The organism is Bythopirellula sp. (assembly GCF_041737835.1).
Lineage (GTDB): Bacteria > Planctomycetota > Planctomycetia > Pirellulales > Lacipirellulaceae > Bythopirellula.
In genome coordinates this window covers 112,194-136,556 of the sequence record NZ_JBGSQY010000046.1, presented here as the reverse complement: position 1 = coordinate 136,556, position 24,363 = coordinate 112,194, and the positions used below count along the sequence as shown (strand labels likewise).

Genomic DNA, 24,363 nt, shown 5'->3' with positions numbered 1-24,363 from the left:
CATGACAAGTATGCCTCCCCAATTGTCGTCTGACCCCGATGTCATCCCCTCGGTTGATATCGTGGCAACGATAGCACGTTTTCTACAGATTGTTCGTCGCCGTAAGCAGGTCCTGGTCGCTTCGATTCTCTGCTGCAGTTTATTGGGAACAGTTTTTTATACCTTGGCAACTCGCAAATATTCCTCGAATTCCGAGTTGCTCATTATTCAACAGAAGCAAGATCATCTTTCAACGGTCGGCGATCACGAGACTTCTGAAGATACGATGGCGACTCACCAGAAGTTAATCTCGAGTCCCATTGTGGTTCAAAATGCAATCAAGCAACTGCCGCCACAATTTCGCGTCGATCTCATCGGAGTGCCCGTTCACGAATGGGTCGACACAATTACGGACAACCTCACCGCGAGTGTCACGCGCAAAACAAACTTCATCAACGTCAGCTATCGCTCGAAGCACCCTGAAGCCGCGGCTGCCGTCGTGCGCGCCGTCATTGCCTCGTATCTCCAGTTCGTTGAAGAGAAACATCGGGGCACGGCTGGTGAAACACTACAAAGTTTGCTGGAAAAGGGGGGCGAGTTGGAAGCAAAGCTCGCCGAGAAACAGAATCAGCTGCAATCCTTTAGCCAACAAGTCGGTTACCTAGCTGCGAATGCTGATGACAAAGTCACCGAACCCATCATTCAACGCGCTTTACGCCTCAACGATGCACTGCTGGACACACAAGAACGACGACTTGAACTGCAGGCGACTTTAGCTTCGGTCAAGGGTGCGCTTGAGCGCGGCGAAGATATCAACCAACATCTCGTGGGTATGGAAGAAACCGTCGGTCGCCAAATGCTCCTCTCGTCACTCGGAATGAGCACCGAAGATCTAGCGGTCCTGGAAGATCAACAGAAGCAACTATTGGCGACCAAACAGGAACTGAATTCCCTGCTCAACTTTTATGGACCCAATCATCCGCATATTGCTCAGTTACAGACACAAATTACCAACACTCAGCAATTTCTCGACTCCTATCGCCAGAATATCGGTCAACGATTCGGGGCGGGCGGGAATCAACAGCTGGGACCAATTGTCCAAAGAATGCTCGAACAAGCCGTTCGTCAAACTCAGCAGAAAGAGCAGCAGATCACGGCTTCGTTTGAAGAGGCCCGCCAAGAAGCTGCGCGGCACAGTGGCGACGTCGTCCAATTAAGAATGCTCGAACGAGAAGTCACACGCTTGGAGGCCCAATACGATTTGCTGTTCGAGAAGATTTCAACTGTCGATATGCGTCAGGAACAAGCACCTATCCAAGCAACCGTTGTGCGGGCGCCAATTCCTAATCTCGTTCCCGTGTCACCTCAGCTTCGCTTCTTAATCGTCGCTTGCCTGGGGGGCGGGATGGTGCTCGGGACGATCATCGTTTACATCCAAGACGTACTTGATGACCGATTCAACTCGCCTGAGGAAATGACCGCTCAACTAGGTGTTCCCGTCTTAGCTATGGTGCGAAAATTGGACCCCTTGCCAGGCACAGGCATGGAAACAGTTCATACCCATGCCATGCCTAATGCCGTCGAAACCGAGGCGTTCCGCACGCTTCGTACCGCTTTATCGATGACGGGCTCGGCATGCGAACGGCTATTGATTTGCAGCTCTGAACCGGGCGACGGCAAAACGACAATTACCGCCAACCTTTCGACCGCTTTTGCGCAAGCGGGCAAAACAACCCTGGTGATTGATGCCGATCTGCGTCGACCTGGCTTCACCACGTTGCTCAATCTCAAGGGAATCCCGGGCGTTGCCGAAGTCATCACATCCAACCTGTCACCTTCTGAATCCGCACCGCCATTGATTTATAAAACTGATGTTGAAGGATTGCATGTCCTGCCCGTCGGTTTACGCCGTCCAAATCCAGCCGAGCTCTTGAGCAGTCAAGCGTTCGTCGAACTACTTGCTTGGGCCGATTCCGTTTACGATCGCGTTATTGTCGATTGTCCTCCTATTCTCGCCGTCAGCGATGCTCAAATTGTCGGACAGCTTGTCGATGGAGCGATCTTGGTCGTACGGCCAGAGAAGAATCATCGCCGTGCAGTGATTCGAGCCGTGGAAAGTTTCCATGCGTCGGGTTGCCGTGTGCTGGGTGTTGTGGCCAATGCACTGTCACCCGATTCACAAAGTTACGGTTACGGCGGCTATGGCTACGGTTATGGCTATGGATACACCTACGGTCACGAAGAAGAGACTTCCGAAGAGCTCCGCGCACCACGTTCCAGTGTTCGATTACCCTCCTCAGACCGCCAGATGCCTCGTAAACGCTCTGAAACTTCCCCTGTTCGACCTCGGCGAGCTGCCTAGATAACCAAATTTGAGACAGGGTATGGCGACTTGGCAAGCAACTCGAACAAGTTCCCGCCGCGCTCACAACGTTGGCGGCGATGAACGTCTTGCTACGACGCTGTTGCAAATCGTCGATCTTGGGCTGTGGTCGATTGTCTTCATCGGGCCACATCTGTTTGGTGGCAGGCACCCTCTTGGGCATTTTGCCATTCTTAGCATTTGCGTTCTCACGGCTTTCACATGGTTTGCCCGGCAACTTTGGATAAAAAAGTCTCCGGGCTTCAGCACACCGGCCGTCTGGCTATTCGCAGTCGCAACCGCATGGGTCGCCTTTCAGTTGGTACCCCTGCCTCACGAATGGCTGAGTCAACTTGCACCACGAATCTACGAAATCCTGCCTCTTTGGAACGGTCCGAATGCGTCGGTACCGTCGTTGGGAACGTGGCAAACTGTCTCATTATGCCCCGCAGAAACGCGCTCGTCGCTTGCCACTTTGATGGCTTATGGTTTGTTGTTCATCACCACGGTCCAGCGCCTTGAAACTGTTGAAGACATTAAACGGATTGTTCGCTGGATCGGCATTTCGGCAACCATTGTCGCTTGCTTCGGGATCGTGCTGTATTTCACGGCCAATGGAAAGTTTTTTTGGTTTTACGATTATCCCTTCGTGGACACAAAAGATTCTTTTAAAGCTGGATTCACGTCGCGCAATCATTTTGCACATTTCTTGGTACTAGGACTATCAGCTCTCGTGGCATCCACCGTGTTGCTGAGGAACCCAGTTCGTGAAGTCCACACGGTCAGCCGGCAACGGCGTAATTCTTTAGGGACTTCCGAAGGACACCACTCATCCTGCTTGGTTTTAACCGTAGCCGCAGTGATCGTCACATTCGCCATTCTCGCGTCACTGTCGCGTGGCGGCTTACTCGCTCTGACCGCCTCGGGCGTGGTCCTAACTTTGATTTATGCAAAAGCCGGTCTCCTGAACTCTGGTCATGCCTTGTCAGCGGGACTACTTATCATAGTTGTTGTCGTGGCACTTTCGATCACCGGCACCTATGACAAGCTGGCGCAGCGCGTTGACTCGCTCTCAAGCACGTCTCTGGAGGTAGTTGATAGCGGCGGTGGCCGCCGCAGTATTTGGCAGGCGAACTTGGCCGCGTTTCGCGCCAGTTGGCTCACGGGGTCCGGAGCTGGTACGCAACAATATATTTACCCTATCTATATCGATCGCTACTTCCCCACGTTATTCACACACGCTGAAAATGGGTACCTGCAGGTCGCATCTGAAAATGGTCTCCCTGGAGTGCTACTTTTAGTCACCGCGCTGCTTATCGTATTTTCATGGGGCATACGAACCGTTTTCACCCACACGAGAAACACCCAAATACAAATCCTCACGGGAGGGGTGTTTGCTGCCCTCATCGCCAGCGTCGTTCATTCTATTGTCGATTTTGTGTGGTTTATTCCCGCCTGCGCGACCGTCACGATCTTGCTTGTCGGTTGCATGTCGCGCCTGTGGCAGCTCTCCAATGAGCAAACTGCCTACCGGAGTCACCAACGATCCTTTTCGCAACTTTCGAACTTTAATATGACCCTGGGAACAGGAGTCGCGGCACTTTGGATTGTGATGACTCTATTCCCTTCTGCGAAGTCGTCATTGACTTGGGACACATACACCCGCGCTCGACTGGGAAATGAGTCCATCGCACGACAGAAAACTGCGGGTTGGCAACATTTGCGTGACGAACTGGAAGAAGCAGAGCGTATGAATGCAGCCATTGAGCTGCAAAGTCTACAAAAAATTGTTCGCGAGTGTCCCTCTTCGGCAACGGCACATGCCCAACTCGCTTGTGCCCTTCTCAAACAGTTCGAAACGGCTTGCCACGAAAACGGCAATGCGATGGCGCTCAGCCAAGTTCGCGAGGCTGCTCAAGCCAGCAACTTTCGATCAAAACACGAACTGCGGAGTTGGCTTAAAGTCGCTTTCGGCGAGAGCAGTCAGTTGCTCTATCAAGCGTACGTCCATGCTCACAGTGCCATCAAGCTTTGCCCACTTCAAGCCGAGGCCTACATCTGTCTCGCTGAGTTGTGTTTTCTCGAAGGCCACGGAATGAATACCTACTATGCCTACGCTGAACAAGGCCTGCGCGTTAACCCGCTCAATCCTATGCATTTATTTGGCATTGGCAAAAATTATTTCATTGCCGACGATCGTGAGCAAGCCATGAAGCTCTGGCGCACAGCGTTCGCGGCGAATGGAATACATCAGCAGTACATTGCCTTGATCTTGGTTCAGGAACTTACCGCACAAGGTTTCTTACACGAATTTAAGCCGGATTTGTCGGCTATGGAAATGTTATGGCAGGCATATGAAGCGAATGGCTCGTTGCAAGATCAACAAGCCATCATGCGCTATGCCGCGCAAGAAACCATGCGAGTTACACCCTCTCTAGTACCAGAGTTCGCCTGTAAAGCTTGGAACACTCTAGCAGACATGCAACTCAAGCTCAACGATCTGCACGCAGCTTATCAAAGCTTGCAACAGGCCTACAAAGCTTACCCTAATTCCATTGATGTCAGACGCAAACTAGGCAAATGTCTGATTGCTTTCGGCCAATTTGATGCTGCAGAACACCATCTGTACTGGTGTACTCAGCAATTGCCGAACCATCATCCAGTCCAACTTGAATTGCAGCAAGCTACACGTGGAAAAATGCAAAGACTTGCCAAAACGCTACAAACCCCACCAAAGTAAAATGACATGGGACCTCAACATATTCAAAGGCTAATTACTGTTTTGCTCCTGCTGGCATTACCGTGTTTAGCCGCTTATTACATAGCCTTCCTCTTACGCTTCGACGGTCATCCGACCGCTAACGCAGGAACGGTATTTATCTCGACTCTTTTCTGGGTCGTGGCCATAAAAATGGGAGCAATCCTTCACGCCCGCCTCCACCAGGACTGCGCGCGCTACGTCAGCTTCAGCGACATGCTCCTACTCTTGCGCACGGTCACGCTCGCCACGATAGGAGTCACCTTAGTCGACACGATGCTTTTTACATCTGTGGTCATACCCCGTAGCGTCATCCTGCTGGACTGGGGTGTGACATTGATGCTGCTGGCCGGGGTGCGAATGACTCCCCGCTTAATTCGTGACTTTCAGTGGAAACCGTTCCAAATGCCACGTGGTGCCAAAGTCCTGATCGTTGGCGCCAACGATGCCGGTGAGGCCCTGTTGCGTTCCGTGCGCATGAGTGCCACGCTTCAGTACCAAGTCATCGGATTTGTCGACGATCGCCCACAATTCCAGGGCCGCCGGATCGCGGGCGTCCCCGTCCTGGGAAATCAAAGCGAAATTTCGGAACTCGTGACTAGAAACTCCATCGACGAAGTTTTTATCACCAGTGGTACGCTGTCGGGCAAAGCAGTGCGAAATCTTTTGGACCTCGCTGCTGTAAGTGGGTTCCGCGTAAAGGTTCTCCCCAGTTATGAGCAATTGGTTCGCGAGCGTGTCGACGTGAACCCACGCTCGGTCGCAATCACCGACTTATTGCGCCGTCCTACTGTGCAACTCGACATTGACCGCATTCACGATTGGCTTTCCGGCAAGGTCGTGCTCGTCACCGGCAGTGCGGGAAGTATTGGTTCGGAAATTTGCCGGCAACTCTTGGAACTCGCTCCCGAGAAGATCGTGCTGGTCGACCGCTCGGAAACCGGGCAGTTCTTTCTCGAACGCGAATTGCGCCAACTCGCACCGCATATCGAAGTCGAAGTCGCGATGGCCGATCTTACTGACCGCGAGCGCCTGCACACGGTCTTCAAGCATCATCAACCCCAGATCATTTTTCACGCTGCCGCTTACAAGCACGTGCCGTTGATGGAAGCTCATCCCGGGGAAGCGATCAAGAATATCGTGCTCGCCACCAAGAACGTCGTCGACTTGGCAGAGGAATTTTACGCCGAAAGTTTTGTGATGATCTCGACCGACAAGGCCGTGAATCCCACCAGCGTGATGGGTTCCTGCAAGCGCCTCGCCGAGCAATACGTCGAAGCCAAGTCCAGCACGTCGCCATGTCGGCTTGTGACGGTCCGGTTTGGCAATGTGCTCGATTCCGCAGGGAGCGTCGTACCGATCTTCCGGGAACAGATCGCCCGCGGCGGTCCTGTCACGATTACCCATCCCGAAATGGTCCGCTACTTTATGCTGATCCCCGAGGCCGCTCAGTTGGTGATCCAAGCCGGCGCGATGGGCCGCGGCAGCGAGATCTTTGTGCTCGATATGGGCGAGCCCGTGAAAATCATGGATCTTGCCCGCGACATGATTCAACTTTCTGGTTTGCGCGTCGATGAGGATATCGAGATCGCCATCACCGGTTTGCGTCCTGGCGAAAAGCTGTACGAAGAGCTCTACAGCGATCACGAGCAACATCTCCCCACGAATCACGACAAGATCATGACGGCGGTGGGGCAGCCGCGCCGTCTACTCGAAGTCTTGCACGACATCAACGAGTTGAGCGATCTGCTCGAAGAACCCAACGATGTCGTGCGGGCAGCGCTCGCGGAAATCATTCCAGTGATGCGTCCCGCGGTCGCCGAACAAACCGCCAAGCTTAAGCTCGCTGCTTAGTTTAAGCCGCGCACTGTCTTTTGAACCGCCATTGCTCTTGGTTCGCTGGCAAACAACATGGCAGGCGATTTGCCATCGCACTGCTATCTTCTTGACCTGCCAATCGCGGAAATTCGCGTTAGTCGCTGGAAATAGCCATTTTTCGGCACTATTGGATTGTCAGCTCACTGTTGGCACGCATCTTGCATTTCTTCAGTACGGTATCAAAGGGACGCACTCGTCTGAAAGGAACAATGATGTCTATCCTAACTCCAGAATCGACACGCAATTTGCCCTCGGAAACGATCGACAAATTGCAGGACCTCTTGCGGGTCAATATCGATAGTGAAAATGGCTTTCGTGATGCCGCTGAACAAGTGGAAGACGTTGCCCTGCGACGTATCTTCCGGCAGTTCGCGGACGAACGGCTAAATAACGCTGCTGAACTAAAACAATTCGTGCAGCTCAACGGCGAAGCCCCCGTTGAAGACGGCAGCGTGATGGCAGTGTTGCATCGCACGTGGATGGATCTCAAAACCGCTTTAAGCTCCAACGACGCGAAAGCTGTTTTGAACGAAGCCGAACGTGGCGAAGACCATATTAAGCATATGTATGAGGATGTTCTCACCGAGTCGGCCGGATCGGCGGTCCACGATGTTCTTCAACATCAATACGTGAAGATTAAAGCGGCTCACGATGTGGTTCGCGATCTCCGTGATGCGGAGAATGCCGCCTCGTAGTTTGGGTAAGGAAAGTACGTCTGGCGACGTAGTGCCCTGGCCCTCCTCCGATCACAGGTCGGAGGAGGGCTCTTTTTTTTGCCTTTTACAGTGGAGCCATCCAATTTCTATACTGGACCTGACTTTTCTAAACCTTCAGTCGAGGTCCATATGCTCGTTCGCACCGCTTTCTTCGCGTGTATGCTCTTGGTTTGTGGTTCATCTGCTCGTGCTGATGACGAATGGGTCGAGCTTTTCAACGGGCAAGATCTCACCGGCTGGACGCCCAAAATTGCTGGCCACAAAGCGGGCGACAACTTTGCCGATACCTTCCGCGTCAAAGACGGCGCTATCGTCGTCTCCTATGACAAATACGACGGCGATTTCAACGACCGCTTTGGGCATCTGTTCTACAAAGAACCGTTTTCCGATTATCTCTTGCAGTTTGAATATCGCATCGTCGGCGAGCAAGCTCCCAATGCGCCGGAGTGGGCGTTACGCAACAGTGGTGTGATGATCCACGGCCAAACGCCCGAGTCGATGGACCTTGACCAGGATTTTCCCGTGTCGATTGAAGTACAATACTTAGCGGGCGACGGAAAGCAGCCACGTTCGACCGCCAACCTCTGCACGCCGGGCACGCACGTCGTGATGAACGGCAAGCTCCACACGCCTCATTGCACCAACAGCACGAGCAAAACTTTTTACGGCGATCAATGGGTCAAAGCCGAGATCGAAGTACACGGTGGCGGCGTGATCCGGCACAAGATCAACGGCGAAACGGTCATGGAATACAGCGAGCCTCAACTCGACGAAAAGGATCCCAACGCCAAGAAGCTGCTCGAAGCAGGAGCGGAGAATAAACTCACAGGAGGAACGATTTCGCTCCAATCGGAAGGCCACCCAGTGGAGTTTCGCAACATTCGCTTGAAGAAATTGTAAGCGAAATGAAATTTAAGAATCTCCTTTCTCCAACGCTTCGCGGACAAGCTGCTCGATATCAATGGTCCCCGAACTGATCGAATCGAAGATCGATTCATGCAGCGTTTGGGCATCGTACTCCGCCACCTTCGCCAAAATTTTCTCAATCTCGCCAGGCGTATGCCCCTGATCTTCAAGCCAGGCAATCAATTGAGCATGCTGCGTATCGGACATAGAAAAACCTCGTGGCCACCGGAGTCTTTGTGCCATTATAACAGCCTGGCGAGCCCCCCAACATCAATCATTTCAGCAGCGGGCAGTGAAAATTGTGAGGGTAAAATTCCACGCGAAACTTTTAACATTCTACCGTGTTAAAACAGCATGCCTAAAATTTCGGCCTACTTCCTGTGCTTCTTTATCCTGGCCTCGGCTTTCACTCACGCTCAAACGCCCAATTTCAATAACATCGAGTACGCCACGGTCCCCCTCGATGCCGGCGGCACGCAGACCTTGAGCATGGACCTCTGGCTGGCAACGGGCGAAGCCGAACGTGCACCCCTTGTCATTTGGATTCACGGCGGCGGCTGGCAAAGCGGCACCTACAACAATCCGCCTCCCGGTTTGCAGGCCATGCTCGACGCCGGATTCGCCGTGGCATCGATCCAGTATCGCCTCAGCGGCGCCGCTATCTTCCCCGCTCAGATTCACGACGTCAAAGGGGCCGTACGCTATCTGCGCGCCCATGCCGACGACTACAGCCTCGATGCTTCGCGCTTCGCGGCGTGGGGTAGCTCGGCCGGTGGCCATTTGACGACGCTGCTCGCCACGAGTGGGGGCGTTGCAGAGTTGGAAGGGACAACCGGCGGAAATCTGGAGCAATCGAGCGCACTCCAAACGGCTGTCGACTATTTTGGGCCAACCGACATCGTCAACATGACGCTCGACATCACAACACCACCGGGTGGAGCAAGTCATGACACGCCCAACTCGGCGGAGTCCAAGCTTATTGGCTTCGCTGATCCTGGAGAAGGCATTGGCGTACTGCGCGCCAATCTCACCAACCCAAGTGCACCATTTCCGGAAAAGGCTGCGCTCGCCACTTTGGTCAATCCGATCACGCACATCGATGCCGCGGACCCGCCGATTTTTATCGCCCACGGCGATCAAGATACCACGGTGCCTCTCAAGCAAAGCTTTCGCCTGGAAACGGCTTTGAACGAACAAAACATCAAACACGTGATGCGTGTCGTCGTCGGGGCAGGGCACGGCTTTGGTACCCAAACAGCAACGGTCAATGCCGAAGCCATTGCTTTTCTTTCCGAGCAACTCTTTCAGCCAGCCGGAGACTTTGATCGCAATGGGGCGGTCAACGGTCGCGATTTCCTGCTCTGGCAGCGGCAGTTTGGTTCGTCCGCCAACCCTCAGGGCTCGGGAGCCGATGGCAACCACGATGGGCTCGTCAACGAAGCCGATCTCGCCCTCTGGCACGAGCACTATGGCGAGGGTTCTGATATCATTTCGGCGTTGCAACTCCCCGAACCCTCGGCCACAGTGCTACTCCTCTTCGCCGCTTGCGGCTTAGCGCTGCGAAGTGTTAGAGCTACGCCGTCTGATCATCACACCAACTAATGGCAACAACATCACCAGCGTCATCGGCTCGGGCACAGTGATCAACGAGGCCAAACTGCCGTTGGGGTTGTAAGCCACGGTATCAATGTAAAACGTAAAGGTGTCGCCCAACGTCGAACTGCCCGATTCGAAAAAGATTGAATCCAAGAAGGCATTGGGACCGCCCATCGTGCCATTCCCATTAGCAAAGTTGCTCCACACGTCGGGGTCAGAAAGATCCCACTCATAAAGATGCCATTCACCGTCGGCAATCACCGGGGTGGCGGTGCTGCGTTCCAGGGCAATCGTAGTGGCCGTGCCGTCATCCAAGCCCATATAAACGCTCAGGTCGTCCTGCGTCGTCTTCATGAAGAAACCAATAAATCCATACGGTGCCAACGCCGACGGCGTGCCATCGACATTGATTCGATTGTTCACAGGACTGCCACCCCCCGACAAATGCCGCAAACGCGAAACAGCAGTGGTTGTATTGCGAACCAAAGTAATTTTCTGGCTCCCTTCGCCCATGTGAGCTTCTTCCGTGGTGTAAACGGCCGTGCTTGCGGCGGTGATGCCGGTCGTCGAGCCGCTGCCACCAGATGGCGGGGACGTGAACCGACCTTCATTGCCGTCGAAGCCATCCAAGATCGTCAATTCCGGGACGAATGGCTCGCTACCTGGAGCGGAAGGGCGGGGCGGATTGGCAAGTCTCACGTAATCAGGATTCGGGATGCCATACACGCCGAAGTGATTCCCCACCGCACGCTGCGAACCGGGGGAATAGGTCGACGCGCCGTCGCTGGGACTATTGACCGTGCGTGCTGATCCGCCCACTCCGTCGGCAAACACCAGCGTGCTGCTTCCACCACCGTCCAGGTTGATCGCATTGTCGACTCCAAAGTCGAGAAACAATTGCGCCATCTCGTCGGTCCGCATTCCCTCCGAAAAATCTGTCTGCCGACCATCGACCACCATAAAGAAAACGTGTCCGTTATCTGCGTCGACCCCGACCGCCGTGTGCGGATTCAACGTCGTTGTGTAACTATCGTTGGGCGTCACGATGACACCGTTTTCCAACATCCGCTGATTTCCACTGACAGCATTCCATGAATCAGCGCGTATTGTCCCGCGCGTCACAATCCTTGCCAGATTGAATTGATCAACGACGAGCGAATTCCGCGAACCGCCCGTGCCCGGTTCCGAAATAACTTCGCCGTTGCTCATGCCGAGGCCATTCACATTGGTCGTGATGCCGGTGCTTGTGTCATAAAAATCGCCGTTGATTCCGACGGCCAGATCGTTGTTGTTCACGAACGCGCCGGTCGTCATTCGTGTGTATTCATTCGACTCCGCACCATTGCCGGGGGTTCCCAAAAAGGCGATCCCCGGCGCCGCGGGATCAATTTCCACGATGTGAATAGCCAGTTCCCTCGTGAACGGATTCGGCAGCGGGTCGTTCCACGACTGCACAATCTGATAGTGAGTGATTCCGATAAATGGCGAAGACGTCTGCGTGATCCCTTGCAAGTAAGCGGGAATCGCCGCCGCAGAGAGCAAGTGAGCCGACAGAAGAAGTGACGAGAAACAGGAAATGGCGAGAGCGTGCAACCAACGCGAGCGACTAATCATCGTTCCTTAAGACTCCAGGTGGAAAAGTCGGTACGCCGCTTACTTGCAGCGTTTGTCTCACCTTAAACGATGAATATCGATATGCAACAAGCCCTGCGGAGGCGCGCCAAAAGTGTGCGCATTGGCGTGATGAGCGCCGAGAAAGCTGCTCGCTGCGCGACCAACCTAGGGCAACCCGTTAGCAATCAGCGGGCCCAACCAACGAGTGACACCGAGTGGCAAGCAACTCCACAGCTTGATGGAAAGTTTGAACTTGCCGTCATTACGGCGGAGATCGCCCGGTGAACCACGGCGGATATAATGTTGGACTGCCGCGGGATGAGCCGTCGCGCCGAATCGCTTCTTAAAAGTGTAAACGCTCGTCCCCACCGTCGGACGACCGAAATCGAACTGGTGATTCCCTCGCTCCAGAGTACGCATCAAACATTGCCAATGCATCCACGTGTTCAGAGCCGTCGAGCGCAGATCCACGATTGTGGCACTACGATGAATTTCAGTGGTTCCCTGACCGTGCAACAACATCGCCGTCGCGACCGAGCGATTCTGTTGGCGTACCACTAGCAATTCCGCTTGGCACGGAAAACCCTTCAAAATCTGATCGAACAAAATCTTGCCGTCGGTCGGTGAACCCAGGTCGCGCATCCGCCGCGTGTAGAGCGCATAGAATTTGCCGAGCAATTCCCGTCCCCCCCAGCTGGCATGAAAATGAAACTGTTCGGCCTTGCGCACCTGATTGCGCACCTTGCCCCGTAACTGATCCCACAACTGCCCCTCATCCGACGGCAACGCTAGCCGCATGTGGGCTTTATCGGTCACCACATGCTGAAGTTGTGTGTGCGGTAGCAAGCGCTCGTTTCGCAATTCCAAAAAGTCGACGTCGAGCGCATTTGCGAGTTCAATCGCTTTGTCGACCAGCAATAAAGAGGTGGCTAGGTCATCGCAACAGACACCGCCACCGCTCAGGTGTGGCAGGCTCACCAAAAATCGCCCGAAGAAGGGACTCGTCACTAAGGCCAACGGCAATACTCCGACAATTTCACCACCACTAACCGCTTCCACACAATACGGCACATGACCGCGACCTTCGGCTAGGACCAACAGCCACATGGGATCAGCATGCAGCGGAAACTCGCTTTGGCGTGCCACGAACGTTTGCCAAGCAGAGAGCCGCGCGTGAATATCGGTCGCCATGACGACTCTAACTTCAGGTCTCATGGCGAATTGCTTGTCGAAAACAGGAGCGCTGAGCATGGCCACATTATAAGTGATTGCGGAAGAGAATGCCCCCAAAAAAATTCGTGCAAAGCCTCGGCCGCTGGTCGCGCTCAAACCTTTTTTTCTTGCATTTGGCTCCCTCTAGCAGGAGAATACGGGGCGGGATAGAAGGAGGTTTGTAATGTTTATTCGATTGATGGGTGTGGTGGCGCTGGTTTGCTGTTGCTCGATCGGCTTCGGAGAAGAACTTGTCGAGATACCCCTCTCCGATATGTGGGGGCACCACATCGAAGGAACAAAAGGCGTGGGTGAGTTATACCCCACCAGGGAAATATTGCGACTGTCGAATGATACGAACGACAAGCAAGTGCAATGGGCCGTTAGAAAATGGGTCGAAGAACAGCCCGTCGAAGCGATCCACCTGAATCTAAGTCGCACAAAGAGAATGCCAATGCCGCCCGGATTCGTGGTTGGCGGCGCCGACAAGGCCGCCCTGCTGACTGCCAAGATGATTTTGTGCGATGGGCTCGAAGCAAAAAATTCGTTCTCGACTAAGCACGATCTGACCATCGAACTTTTTACTGGCAGCTACGACGTCTTCAATTTGAAACCCGTCACCATCGCAGGTAATCGCATCAATGTGCAATTCGAGGTGCCCAAAGGACCATTTCATACAATGCTAACGATTCCTCACTTCGCATTGATACCTCTTGGAAAGCTACGAGCGGGCGATTACAGCGTAGTAATCCCCGAAGCCAAGCGTGTCTGTAAATCCTTTCAGTTTGAAGTCAAATAACGGGACAAATTTTTACAAACAGAGCGTCGTCGCTGTACAAATCCTTCATCAGCGTTAATCAGCGTCCATCAGCGGTTTCTCAATCTTCTCCGGTCACTGACGTTCACGGCTCGCCTTTTCAATTCGTGCTATTCGTTAGATTCGTGGTTTCCCTCCGCGTCTCAGCGTGAAAATTCTTATGGCCAAAAATCGTGGTGGCAACGCACGCGCAAATCACGATAATGGGGTCTTATCGTTAGCCGCGACGTGACGCGAAGCAACGCGGAGTGAGTACGACCTAGTACTTTGTAGGCCGGAACAAGCGGTGCGCAGTTCCGGCAATGTACGACCAGCACCGCTACCATGCCGGACCTTCGTAAAACTCGTTCCGGCCTACCTAATTCACACCCATTCCGAGGGACGGAGGCTTTACACCCTCAGTCCTGGCAACGCCGGAGGTCTAGACACACGACAAACACGATGAAAAAAACACGAACTTCTTTCGAAGTGCGCAGAAAAGTCTGCCAAGTTGGACAAGTTGGAAGAGTTGGCGTTTTTTCCCGAGAAAAACGAGGGTCGCCAACAGAAATCAACTTGGCAAGGTTTGCCAATTTGAGCAAGACGAGGCGCGAGGCCGGAGGTCAGTAACATTTCTGCCCTGACCTCTGGCGCGTCACAAACAAAAAAACCACGCGACAAGTTCTGTCGCGTGGTCGTAATGTTATTCGATTGATCCGAGCGAATTAGGGGCTCGCTGGGGGATTATCGTCGTCATCATCCAATGCCAGAGGAACAGCAATCGCGGTCGCAATCGCACCGGCGGTGATGATCGGATGCTCGGCAATCCATTGGCCGGCCGAAGCCAGGGGTCCACCACCCATTTGGCCGCGAACTACGGAGTCACCAGACACCATGTTCAAACCACTTAGCGATGAAGGAGGAGCCGTTTGTGGGGCCCAAAAGCGATAGACGCTCGAGTTGCCCTTGGTCGAAACTTGATAAACGCCACCCTTGAGGCTGGCAACACGGAATTCGCCTTTCGCATCGGTCGTGACACGAGCAATTTCCTTGCCACCGGTCGACAACGAAACAGGAGTCATCGCTTGAGGCTTGCCGGCGGTATCAACGACTTGGCCGATCAACACACCACCATCGGCCAAAGCGACGTCCTGTGGAGCGATTGCAACGGAGGCTGATCGAGCGACAACTGGTTGATTCACTTCAGCCGCCAAAATTAACTGAGGCTGAGTCACAATGGCAGCGGCGGCGACCCACGTCACGCCTCGCTGCAAGGACTTAGAAAAATAATTCGACATGAAAGAACTCCATTTCTGCCCCCAACCGTTTGGATGAGGAAGGTCCATCAATTCAATAATTCCTATACCTCCCTTTTTGCAGAGCGGCGAATCGTAGCGATTCTTCCCCCCCACGCAAAGGGCAACCATGCAACAAACTCAGCAAGCAGTCTGGCGACTTCAGTGTTTTATTAGGGCGACGATGGCGAACCAGAATTCGACAAAGCAATGGGGATGGCAATGGCCGCACCAACGGCTGCACCAGTCACAAGCGGATGGTCAATCATCAACGCTAGCAAACCACCTCCATGCCCCTGAACTCGTCCGCTTCGCACCGGACCGCCCATGTGCTGGCCCCGCACAACGTCACCTGCAGCCACGACCAGCAATCCTTGCTGGGCAGCAGGAGGTGCCGTGCCCGGTGCCCAAACCCGACACGAACCTTCAATCCCAACGGCGGCCACCTCGAACGTGCCTCCCTTCAACCCCGCAACCTGGAAAACGCCCTCTTTGCCTGTCTGGCAGCGAGCAACTTCCTTGCCACGTGAGGTCAAAACTACGGGAACGCCCGTCATGGCTTGGCCTTCGGCATTCACGACCTGCCCAATCAACACGCCATTGCCTTGTAGAGCAACATCGACCGATCGCGGCAGTATGGTCTCGGCGTTGAGCAGCGATGCACTAGGTATTCCCATACACCACAGGACAACGACCAATATTTTGATCGAATTCGTCTTCATATATCCACCCTCTCAGACAAGCGCTCGTTGGCCCCTGAATTGCACCAACAAAGCGGATCACCTCAGCGGCTCAACGGACGAATGTCGAGCCGGAAATGACACGGATACGGGGGGTATCGGTCAAAGCAACAAATTCGCTCAAGTTACAATTCGCAAAAACTGGATAAACGTTGCGGCCACCATCATTGCTACCAGTAACAGCAGAAATGCCCGCAAAGTTTCTGCAGATTTCGTAAATGATGATTTGAGAGAGATTTAAGCAGTGCGAACGGCAGACCCATAGAACAGCTAGCGAGACCAGGATTTAAAGTGCGCCGCGAATTGATTTTCGAGTTGGGGCAATGCGCCACGCAGCCGCTGCGAAAGCACACCGGGAGGATTGCCCCGTTGGATGTCAGCCAGGAAATGAACCAATTCGCGATGTGCTGGCAACGGGCCATGCAGCATGAAATGAACCCAGGCCCAGGAGAAGCGGTATTCGACGGAACCCATTTGCGAAAGATCACCGCATTCTTCCAAAGACTCGATGCTGCGAATCATGCCAAACCGTTCGTGCCAACGAATCTTGGCGTGGTGAGGATTCTCAAATGCTCGTTGCGGCGCTGGAACTTCGAAGTACTCAGCCAGTCCCTCGTCCAACCACAACGGAACCATGGGAAGGCTCGCATGCAGCAACGAGTGAGTGCATTCATGGCGCAGGTCGATGGGAAGTTCGGGGTGCCGATAAGCATACACGGCGGCCTGTTTACCACGCTGGACATACAAGGCCCGGCGATAGGGCACGTTCGGATAGAGCTGCCTCAGGAGCTCCTTGTGCATTCGTTGGTCGTTGACCAGATACACATCGATCTGCTGTTGTGCGGTAGGAACGGCCAGAGTCCGTTGGAGTTCCAACTCCAGGGCGGAGAGTTCTTCAAACAACGGCGTCAAATCGCCCAGTGGGAAGCTCGCTTGAAGCTGAAAAGGCCCGTGCGAACGCGAGTCCTGCCAAACCGTTGCGGCGCGGCAGGAATTTTGGCCGAGCCAATGCGCAAAGAGCGCAGTACCCCCGGCGGCCAGAAATGTCCGGCGTGACAACAGGCTCATCAGCCCACTTTCTTTGATGAGAAGAAGCCTGACCAGCCACGACGTTGCCGCACGCGAAGACCACCAGCGACCGATTTGCCAAGCGCGACCAGTTCGGGATTGATCGAACAAAGGTCAGCCGCGGTATCTTCACCCACCAATTCAGCCACGCGATCGTAAGCCCGGTGAATCAGCGGACGACGAGATTTTATGCCATGGGCATCGGTGGCGAGGAAATGGACCAAACCGTGCTCAAGCATCCACTCGGCAAGCTCTTGGCTGCGTGAACCAAATGTGCCCATCAAACTGCCGGCGGTCACCTGCATCAGGCAGCCGCTTTCGACTAGCGGTTCCAGCATGCTCACATCGCGCATGATGCCCTGATTCCGTTCAGGGTGCGAGAGAATGCCCGTCATGCCGTGACGTTCGAGTGCAGCGAGCACGCCTTCAATAGGAAAATAGAGTTCGTGGGGCAATTCGAGCAGAACATGCAGCCCGTGATCGCCGAGCGTCATGACTTCGCCGCTAACTAGCTTTTCGACCATGCCGTCTTCGATCCGCACGTCACCACCGGGGAGAACTTCCAGCGGAATCTGGTGGGCATCGAGAAATTGCTGAAACTCTAAAGTGCGAGCCCGGATTTCATCGCCGCGATTGTGCGCGAAGTTGCCCAATTGATGGGGCGTCATAATCATCGTGTGGATTCCGTCGTCAACGGCCATCCGCGCCATGGCGAGCGACGTTTCCAGATCGGGCGAACCATCATCAATTCCCGGGAGAAGATGACAATGGATATCGGCAAAGCTACCTTGCATAGCGAGCTCCGCTGCAAGCAGAAGAAGGGGTCGGATAAGAGCGGCTGGAGAATAGAAATCGCGACCCAAGCGGTCAAGGCAGGTCAAAATCAGAGTTTAAGCGGGTAATCAGTCACTTTTTCGACGCCCGTGGCTGTTACGACATAATTCTCTTCCAGCCGTACTCCATTGTGCAATTCTTCGTGATAAAGCCCTGGCTCGGCCGTAAAATAGTCCCCCTCTTCAAAAGTGTCGTCCCAGTAAGGGTTCAGATGGGGACCTTCCTGCGGTGCGAGACCCACGCCATGTCCCAGATGATGGTTGAATATCCACGGCAGCCGTTCATCTAGCATTGCTTGCACTTGCTGAAAGAGTTGCAGACAACTGGCTCCCGGTTTTACAAAGGACTTCACAAGCTCTAGCACTTCGATCACAGCTTGCCAGGCTTGCTGCTGCTTCTCTGTCGGAGATCCTCCCACGGCAATCGTCCTGGCGTTGTCGCTGTAGAAACCTCGAAAGCCAACACCGAGATCGAAGATGTAGAGCTCGCCAGCTTCAACCCGCCGATTCCGTGGCGCACCGCCACGGGCATTGCTGCGAAAATCCTGGCCGAAGTAAGTCAGCGGCTCACCCAGTTCAGTGACGGCCGCTGCATGCAGGGCGTTATAAACATCGATCTCGTTGACGCCCGGCTTAACAATCTCGCGGGACAACGCGTACATTACGCGATTCGCGTCGTTGGCCCGTTTGAGCATCCGCAATTCATCGGGCTCCTTTTTACGACGAAGGCGAAAGATCGTGGTTTCGATATTCGCGATTTCGCCATCGCAAGCCGCCAGGATATCGGGGCCAAGACTCGTCCATTCCCCTCCGACGTGCTTGAGAGTTTGCGGCAGTGCTTGAAGCAACACCGCGTTGCTAGCAACACGTTGTTCGTCGCGCAGCGTGGAATGCCATTTTTCCTCATAGGCTAGCACTTCATCCGCGGCCACGAGGATCTCTTTCTTGCGTGCCGGAAGGACCAAAATCACTTTGCCGTTGCGATCCATCGCAGCTGCTGGTGAGAACAGCGGCCCGACATATGCCCCCGTCAGCCACTGCACGGTCTCGGAGCGGGTGAGCAACACCCACTCCCAACCTTGCAGTTCCATTTCGGCCAACAACCGTTTTTGGCGGGAGCGGCACCCAGCCACATCGACTTCATAAGGATCGCTAGCCATCAATTCTGTTCCGTGATTCCATAGGGGGAGAGCAAGTCAGGGCGAAGCTGGCCCAAAAATCCCCTCGGGACTCAGCCACTTCGCAGATTCGCCATTATCGCGATTTATGAACGCGATGCCACTACCATAAGTATCACTTCTCGAACCTTTGATTTTCTCATTTCAAGACTTCCAACTTGGTCAACTTGTCCAACTTTTCCACCCCTATTCGCGTTTCCGCGAATCGTTTTTTTTTTCAAACAGGGCTGGCCAAATCTGTGGTTGACAGCGCGACGCTGCTTGACAGCATGACATTCCTGGCCAGGGTGTAGTTATTATACCTGACTGAGTGGCCAAAAACGGAGAGGTTTCACACGGAGGCACAGTGATCGCAGAGACTGACCACAAATGAAACGAATCGCACGAATCAGGAAGAGGGGTCAGAGGCCGGAGGTCAGGGGTCAGAAAAATTCAGCTGAATTCATTCTGAGTCCAAACGCGCTAGCGTGGGGTTGTTCGACTTGGCGAGCCGTGAACGTCAGTGACCGGAGAAGAATGAGTAACCGCTGATGGACGCTAATGAACGCTGATGAATCGAGTTGAACGGACGAACATCATGGCAGTGAGCAAAAGCAGGAATGCGTTTGGTTCAGGGACGCCCGGTGAATTTCATGTTTCCGACTCCTACTTCTCTTGTTCGATAGTGAAGCTAAATGGTTTAGAGATCACTTGCTCTTGCCAATCAGGATTTGCTTCTAGCCCTTTACCGATTCCATACTTATCTTTCATGGGTTCTTGGACGATTTGCACTTCGATCTCGCCTGCTTCAAGACCCGAGACGGGTATCAGGGCAAAATGCGAACTCATATCGGCTGTAAAACGTGGGACGAATTGAAAATGAATGGCGATCTTATTATCCTGTTTCTTCACCGATGTAAGGTGAACGTAGCTACCGGCTTCCAAGGAATGGAATACGATTGAAAGTTTGCTGCTAGCTGGAAAAGTGCTCCGCGGTTCTTTGTGTCCAGACAGAATTTTCCCAGCTTCAATTAAGGCTTCCTTCCCCGTTCCAACAACGGCAAACGACTTACCGGGTTTCTTTGGTCCTTGTGCATCGGAATCGCGCTGAAGCTGCAAGGAGTGGCGTATCTGATGAATAAGAGACTTCTTAATTCTTTCAAACTGTTCCTCTCCAGGAAGAGACGTAGCTTCGCGACCATAAGCCTCGGGTTCTAGTTCTCGAACGTCCCTAGTGCCGGGCATGTTATAAGCCCAAATCTCACTCAGTGGTATCTCGACCGTCTCCTCAGCAAAGCTGTGTGGGCAGAATAGCAAGACCAACAGAATAGCGACACGACCGCTCATCGAATTTGTTCCTCAAAAGTAAGTTGCCTCGTCCCGCCATTTTCTTCTTTGGCGCGGCCAATTACAAGTTTTGATTTTGTGCCAAAGTGTTTTAGCACTAGAGCGATAGCGGGCATTTTAGCCGAATAGAGATTTTCTTCGAGAAAGCTGAGGCCGCCCTGGAATTGAAATACGAGGAAAACTGTAGAGAACGCCCTCCGTGGCGTTCCGTGAACCTTGTGTCAACGCTTGCCCAATGTCAGTGGAACGGGACAGAGCCCGTTCCCTACAATTGAATTTTCGGACGGCCTCCAGTTATTGGAGTTCGTGCCGTTACCCACGATCACCCGACGCTAGCGCGTTGCGGCTCAGTGTCGCGCCGCGATAATCGGCCGGCGTCACGGACCATGGTATCGCCTACGCAGAGCGGCCCGGAGGACGTGGTCCTCCGTCTAGGGCGAGTGGAGAGATTTTACGGGTCAAATCGTCCCGATTCCGGACTGACGTCTCAAAGTGGGATGGATTTTCTGATCCTTGATGTCCGCTAGCAGTTTCCCTCTTGATATACCGCGCGACATAAGCCGTTAATTTATAGAGACTTACAACTCGCCAGCGGCTTTGGAAAAACAATATCTCATCCTTGGCATAGGCGTTGCCGTATTACAGTCATCGCAACACGCGAGGGCACCTCTCAAAAGAGAGTCACGCCGATAACACATCAGCTTTTCGTAGGAGGAAGTAAGGATGCTCGTTTTAAGCCGTAAGATGGGCGAACGTATTCACATTGGCGAGGATATCTTCGTTGAGGTGCGTCGGGTCGCCGGAAATAGAGTGACACTAGCCGTTTGTGCTCCCAAAAACGTGCGGATTCTCCGCGGTGAATTGTTTGAGGCCGGTGATGCCGGTGACGTGCTCGATGAAGGTGTCTTGAATCAATCGACGACGGACACCGTCATTATGAGCGAATCTCAAGCTGCCGTCGTGGAAAGTCTCCTCGCTGAAGCCGTCAAACAACATGAACTCCAACTCGATCACGCGGAAACCGTGTGAGTTGAGTGAGAGATCAGAGATCCGGTTTTGGACAGGGGAACGTCAGGGGGCCAGACGCACAATTGAAACCCACGAAGCCGCCCAACCAAGTTGCTGTTGCCTTAAGATCCCCATTCACAAGAGGCTAACTTGGTGTGCTGGACGCCGAGACTGGTCGGTTATGACAGTCTCGTGCTGATCCGCGGGCGGCTTTTTCTATGCGCCCGTTGAAGCTTTGCTAAGCTTAAGTTCTTTGCAGCGCTAAAGTTTTCGCTCCGACCGACAACAGGCCAGCAGCGTGCTAGCAGAATCGCCTGAGCTTGCCAGCTCAAGGTGCGTTTTCTACTCTTCGCCACTGTTTTTCTTGGTCACCAGCCAACCACGCAGGGATAGTGCGTTGCGGCAATCTTTTCCCCATCGGTCCTTGAAGCTCGGCGTACGCGCTAACCTTGCGCGCACGTTATTCATTGCGCTGATCTGTGGAACATTGCTGACCGGCTGCGCTAGTTCCACAAACAAATGGGTGGCGCTGCGTTCCACGCCGAAGAATCCGCTCACCCAATCGCTTGGTTTACTGACTAAACAAGGTGCCAAACCGACCGAGCGCACCATCCAGTTGCTGCGGCGCTACAACCTTGAAAGTGCGCTTAAGGAAGATCGCAACGAGCTGCTGGCCGAACTCAGCAAGATTGACGAACAAAGCCCGAACCGCGAGCACGCCTACGCGCAAGCGGAACTGGCCTACGTCGGCGCGAAGCAGGCGGAACGTGCCATGCGGCAAGGGCAGGCGGTGGAACTCTATAGCTCAGCAGTGCTTCACTCCTACCGCTATTTGTTTGACACCAAATATGGCGCAGCCTGTAATCCCTACGACCCCGAGTTTAGGCGAGCCTGTGACCTCTACAACGCGGCACTTGAAGGATGTTTACGGATCGTGCAGAACCGCGACGCTCTGAGCCCGGGGACCATGCGAACGATTAAAACAGCCAACAGCGATTGTCAAATTGAAGTCGTACTCAATAGCGAAGGCTGGCATGACGAAGACATCGATCACTTTGAGTTCGTCTCTGATTACGAAGTTCATGGTCTTAGGAACCATTATCACAACTTCGGATTGGGCGTACCCTTGATCGCCGTTCGCAAGTGTCATGAGGGTGAGGACCCGCGCGAGGAATTCTATCCGCGTGATTTGTCGTTTCCTGTCACGGCTTTTATGAGAGTTAACCTCGAAGCTGGTGGAAATAGTAACGTAGAAACGGCCGTCTTGGAGCTACATGATCCACTCGACCAACCTAGGGTCACCGTCGCCAATCGAGTCGTGCCGCTCGAAACCGATCTCAGTACCCCACTGGCACACACTTTAAGTCAGCCAGCGCTCGACGACACGCGCCTCTCAACATTGGGCTTACTCAAGCCCGAGAAAGTTGCCAAAGAGCAGGGGCTGTATATGCTCGAGCCTTTCCAACCGGGGAAAGTGCCGGTGGTGATGGTCCACGGCTTGTGGTCGAGCCCCGTGACTTGGATGGAAATGTTTAATGACTTACGCAGCGATCCGCAAATCCGTGATCACTATCAGTTCTGGTTTTACCTCTACCCGAGCGGCCAGCCCTTTTGGATCAGCGCCGCGCAAATGCGGACCGACTTAGCCAAAGTCAGGCAAAAACTTGACCCCGCGGGAACTTGTCCCGCACTGGATCAGACCGTGCTAGTGGGACATAGCATGGGTGGCCTGGTTTCCAAACTGCAGACGGTTGACAGCGGCAATGAATTCTGGGCGACGCTCAGCGACAAGCCCTTTTCGGAACTCTCCGCCGATGATGATCTGCGCGATGGTCTTGCGCAAACGTACTTCTTTGATCCGAATCCGTCGGTAAGAAGGGTGATCACAATTGGCACGCCCCATCGGGGCAGCGAATTTGCCAACGACACGACGCGGTGGTTAGGTCGTAAGCTTATTCAAGTACCAGCCAAGATGATTCAAGGCCGGCATCAATTGATCGCCCGCAATCCCGACTTTTTCCGGCCTGATGCGCCACTCGACATTAGCACGAGCATCGATTCGTTAGCACCGAACTCCCCTTTTCTCCCCGTGCTGCTAACCGCCCATCACGGTCCTTGGGTAAAATATAACAACATCATTGGCGAGGTTCCCGACAAAGGAATTATTAATCTCTTCTCCAGTGGCAAGGGAGATGGGGTGGTCACACTCGAAAGTGCCAAGCTCGACGATGCCGAGTCACAGATCGTGGTGGCCGCGGATCATAGTATGGTGCACCGCCATCCTCAAAGCATTCTCGAAGTCCGCCGCGTGTTGTTGCAACAAGTCGCCGAGCTCCGTGGTTACGGAAACGGCGAAGTTCTCCAAGTTGGGATTCCTCCACATCACATGGAAGTCGAACCCGATTACTTCACCGATTCCGAAGCACCTTTGCCCACTCAACATGAATTTGTGCCACATGATCAAGTTGATGTGGCTCGAGAACCATCAGAAACCATCGCACGCTAGTTGCTCTAGATACTCCAAGCCCCAGCCGCGGAACCGACCACCGATTCCAAAGTGGTCTTGGCCTCTGTTGACCACGAGTCATTCCGATTTTCACGAATGCGAGACTTGTGCTTCAAAGTTGGCACACCATCTTCTTTAGCAGTATTATCATCGCCGACTGCTTCATTCGCCAAATCGAACGCCAGTTCACCACGAATGACGTTGTAATCGTGCGGGGCTTGAATGCCGATCCGCACAGCCTTGCCCTTCATCCGCAAGACGGTGATGGTGATCGAGTCGCCGATTTGAATGGTTTCGCTTTGCTTTCTGGTGAGAACTAACATGACACACTCCCTGCGTTTGTAAGATGAGCTTCCGTTCCGTTTTGAAAAGTTGGTGTCGCTTAAGACACGCATCGATACTACGCACAGCTCATGCCAATGGTGCGGCGAGTTTTCGTTGAGCCGAGGAAAAAGCAGATTTCTCGGCAATTCATCGACTGCTAGCTATCGGCGAACAGTGGCGATATTGAAGCTTTAGACTGACAGCATTGTAAAAAGTAATGTTCGCCGTCGGACGACCAAGATTCGCAGTGACGCGGCGAAAACCAGAA

General features: G+C 53.7%; 19 protein-coding genes and 1 pseudogene. 9 read left to right on the top strand and 11 right to left on the bottom strand.

All coding sequences use genetic code 11. The annotated features are described in order from the left end of the window. The first annotated feature begins 1 nt into the window (after nucleotide 1). The 5 genes from AC6T8Q_RS14545 to AC6T8Q_RS14525 all read left to right on the top strand — a co-directional run bounded on the left by AC6T8Q_RS14545 (nucleotide 2) and on the right by AC6T8Q_RS14525 (nucleotide 8,593). Entirely contained in the window at nucleotides 2–2,341 is a 2,340-nt protein-coding gene (locus AC6T8Q_RS14545; RefSeq protein ID WP_500679765.1) for a GumC family protein, read from the top strand. A 478-nt stretch (nucleotides 2,342–2,819) separates the two neighbouring features. After that, on the top strand, nucleotides 2,820–5,081 hold the full coding sequence (locus tag AC6T8Q_RS14540) for an O-antigen ligase family protein (protein ID WP_500679764.1): 2,262 nt from the start codon (nucleotides 2,820–2,822) through the stop codon (nucleotides 5,079–5,081). Between the two features lie 6 nt (nucleotides 5,082–5,087). Continuing rightward, a complete protein-coding gene (locus AC6T8Q_RS14535; protein ID WP_500679763.1) occupies nucleotides 5,088–6,953 on the top strand; it encodes a polysaccharide biosynthesis protein in 1,866 nt (621 codons plus the stop codon). A gap of 236 nt (nucleotides 6,954–7,189) precedes the next feature. After that, nucleotides 7,190–7,672 (top strand): PA2169 family four-helix-bundle protein, encoded by a 483-nt coding sequence (locus AC6T8Q_RS14530; RefSeq protein WP_500679762.1) that lies wholly within the window; start codon nucleotides 7,190–7,192, stop codon nucleotides 7,670–7,672. Nucleotides 7,673–7,822: 150 nt separating this feature from the next. After that, entirely contained in the window at nucleotides 7,823–8,593 is a 771-nt protein-coding gene (locus tag AC6T8Q_RS14525; RefSeq protein WP_500679761.1) for a 3-keto-disaccharide hydrolase, read from the top strand. 12 nt (nucleotides 8,594–8,605) lie between these two features. Here the strand turns inward: AC6T8Q_RS14525 and AC6T8Q_RS14520 are convergent, their stop codons facing one another. Further along, nucleotides 8,606–8,806, bottom strand: coding sequence for a hypothetical protein (locus AC6T8Q_RS14520; protein ID WP_500679760.1), 201 nt, complete (start codon nucleotides 8,804–8,806; stop codon nucleotides 8,606–8,608). Nucleotides 8,807–8,953: 147 nt separating this feature from the next. Between AC6T8Q_RS14520 and AC6T8Q_RS14515 the strand changes: the two genes are divergently transcribed. Beyond that, entirely contained in the window at nucleotides 8,954–10,201 is a 1,248-nt protein-coding gene (locus AC6T8Q_RS14515) for an alpha/beta hydrolase fold domain-containing protein (RefSeq protein WP_500679759.1), read from the top strand. Here AC6T8Q_RS14515 and AC6T8Q_RS14510 read toward each other — a convergent pair. Both AC6T8Q_RS14510 and AC6T8Q_RS14505 read right to left on the bottom strand, forming a co-directional pair. After that, on the bottom strand, nucleotides 10,151–11,809 hold the full coding sequence (locus AC6T8Q_RS14510) for a phosphodiester glycosidase family protein (RefSeq protein WP_500679758.1): 1,659 nt from the start codon (nucleotides 11,807–11,809) through the stop codon (nucleotides 10,151–10,153). The genes AC6T8Q_RS14515 and AC6T8Q_RS14510 overlap by 51 nt on opposite strands. A gap of 165 nt (nucleotides 11,810–11,974) precedes the next feature. Next, entirely contained in the window at nucleotides 11,975–13,024 is a 1,050-nt protein-coding gene (locus tag AC6T8Q_RS14505) for a FemAB family XrtA/PEP-CTERM system-associated protein (protein WP_500679757.1), read from the bottom strand. Between the two features lie 196 nt (nucleotides 13,025–13,220). Between AC6T8Q_RS14505 and AC6T8Q_RS14500 the strand changes: the two genes are divergently transcribed. Further along, on the top strand, nucleotides 13,221–13,820 hold the full coding sequence (locus tag AC6T8Q_RS14500) for a hypothetical protein (protein WP_500679756.1): 600 nt from the start codon (nucleotides 13,221–13,223) through the stop codon (nucleotides 13,818–13,820). 722 nt (nucleotides 13,821–14,542) lie between these two features. On the opposite strand, the gene AC6T8Q_RS14495 is transcribed toward AC6T8Q_RS14500, so the two are convergent. From AC6T8Q_RS14495 to AC6T8Q_RS14465, 7 genes and pseudogenes are all read right to left on the bottom strand, one after another. Next, nucleotides 14,543–15,115: a carboxypeptidase-like regulatory domain-containing protein gene (locus AC6T8Q_RS14495; protein WP_500679755.1), complete on the bottom strand. Its 573-nt coding sequence runs from the start codon at nucleotides 15,113–15,115 to the stop codon at nucleotides 14,543–14,545. 170 nt (nucleotides 15,116–15,285) lie between these two features. Beyond that, nucleotides 15,286–15,834 (bottom strand): hypothetical protein, encoded by a 549-nt coding sequence (locus tag AC6T8Q_RS14490; RefSeq protein WP_500679754.1) that lies wholly within the window; start codon nucleotides 15,832–15,834, stop codon nucleotides 15,286–15,288. A 288-nt stretch (nucleotides 15,835–16,122) separates the two neighbouring features. After that, complete coding sequence (locus AC6T8Q_RS14485) at nucleotides 16,123–16,920, bottom strand: hypothetical protein (protein WP_500679753.1); 798 nt, start codon at nucleotides 16,918–16,920, stop codon at nucleotides 16,123–16,125. Beyond that, nucleotides 16,920–17,714 carry a tyrosine-protein phosphatase gene (locus tag AC6T8Q_RS14480; RefSeq protein ID WP_500679752.1) on the bottom strand — a complete coding sequence of 265 codons (795 nt, stop codon included), beginning with the start codon at nucleotides 17,712–17,714 and terminating at the stop codon, nucleotides 16,920–16,922. Before AC6T8Q_RS14480 ends, AC6T8Q_RS14485 begins: the two co-directional genes overlap by 1 nt. An 89-nt stretch (nucleotides 17,715–17,803) precedes the next feature. Beyond that, entirely contained in the window at nucleotides 17,804–18,913 is a 1,110-nt protein-coding gene (locus AC6T8Q_RS14475; RefSeq protein ID WP_500679751.1) for a M24 family metallopeptidase, read from the bottom strand. Between the two features lie 555 nt (nucleotides 18,914–19,468). After that, nucleotides 19,469–19,543 (bottom strand): annotated as a pseudogene (locus AC6T8Q_RS14470) (hypothetical protein); the annotation flags it as partial. Between the two features lie 33 nt (nucleotides 19,544–19,576). Continuing rightward, nucleotides 19,577–20,257, bottom strand: a complete 681-nt coding sequence (locus AC6T8Q_RS14465) for a hypothetical protein (RefSeq protein ID WP_500679750.1) — start codon at nucleotides 20,255–20,257, stop codon at nucleotides 19,577–19,579. 723 nt (nucleotides 20,258–20,980) lie between these two features. On the opposite strand from AC6T8Q_RS14465, the gene AC6T8Q_RS14460 reads away from it, so the two are divergent. Both AC6T8Q_RS14460 and AC6T8Q_RS14455 read left to right on the top strand, forming a co-directional pair. After that, complete coding sequence (locus AC6T8Q_RS14460) at nucleotides 20,981–21,286, top strand: carbon storage regulator (RefSeq protein WP_500679749.1); 306 nt, start codon at nucleotides 20,981–20,983, stop codon at nucleotides 21,284–21,286. A 376-nt stretch (nucleotides 21,287–21,662) separates the two neighbouring features. Further along, nucleotides 21,663–23,771, top strand: coding sequence for an esterase/lipase family protein (locus AC6T8Q_RS14455; protein ID WP_500679748.1), 2,109 nt, complete (start codon nucleotides 21,663–21,665; stop codon nucleotides 23,769–23,771). Between the two features lie 5 nt (nucleotides 23,772–23,776). On the opposite strand, the gene AC6T8Q_RS14450 is transcribed toward AC6T8Q_RS14455, so the two are convergent. Continuing rightward, nucleotides 23,777–24,094 carry a carbon storage regulator gene (locus AC6T8Q_RS14450; RefSeq protein ID WP_500679747.1) on the bottom strand — a complete coding sequence of 106 codons (318 nt, stop codon included), beginning with the start codon at nucleotides 24,092–24,094 and terminating at the stop codon, nucleotides 23,777–23,779. Between the last annotated feature and the right edge of the window lie 269 nt (nucleotides 24,095–24,363).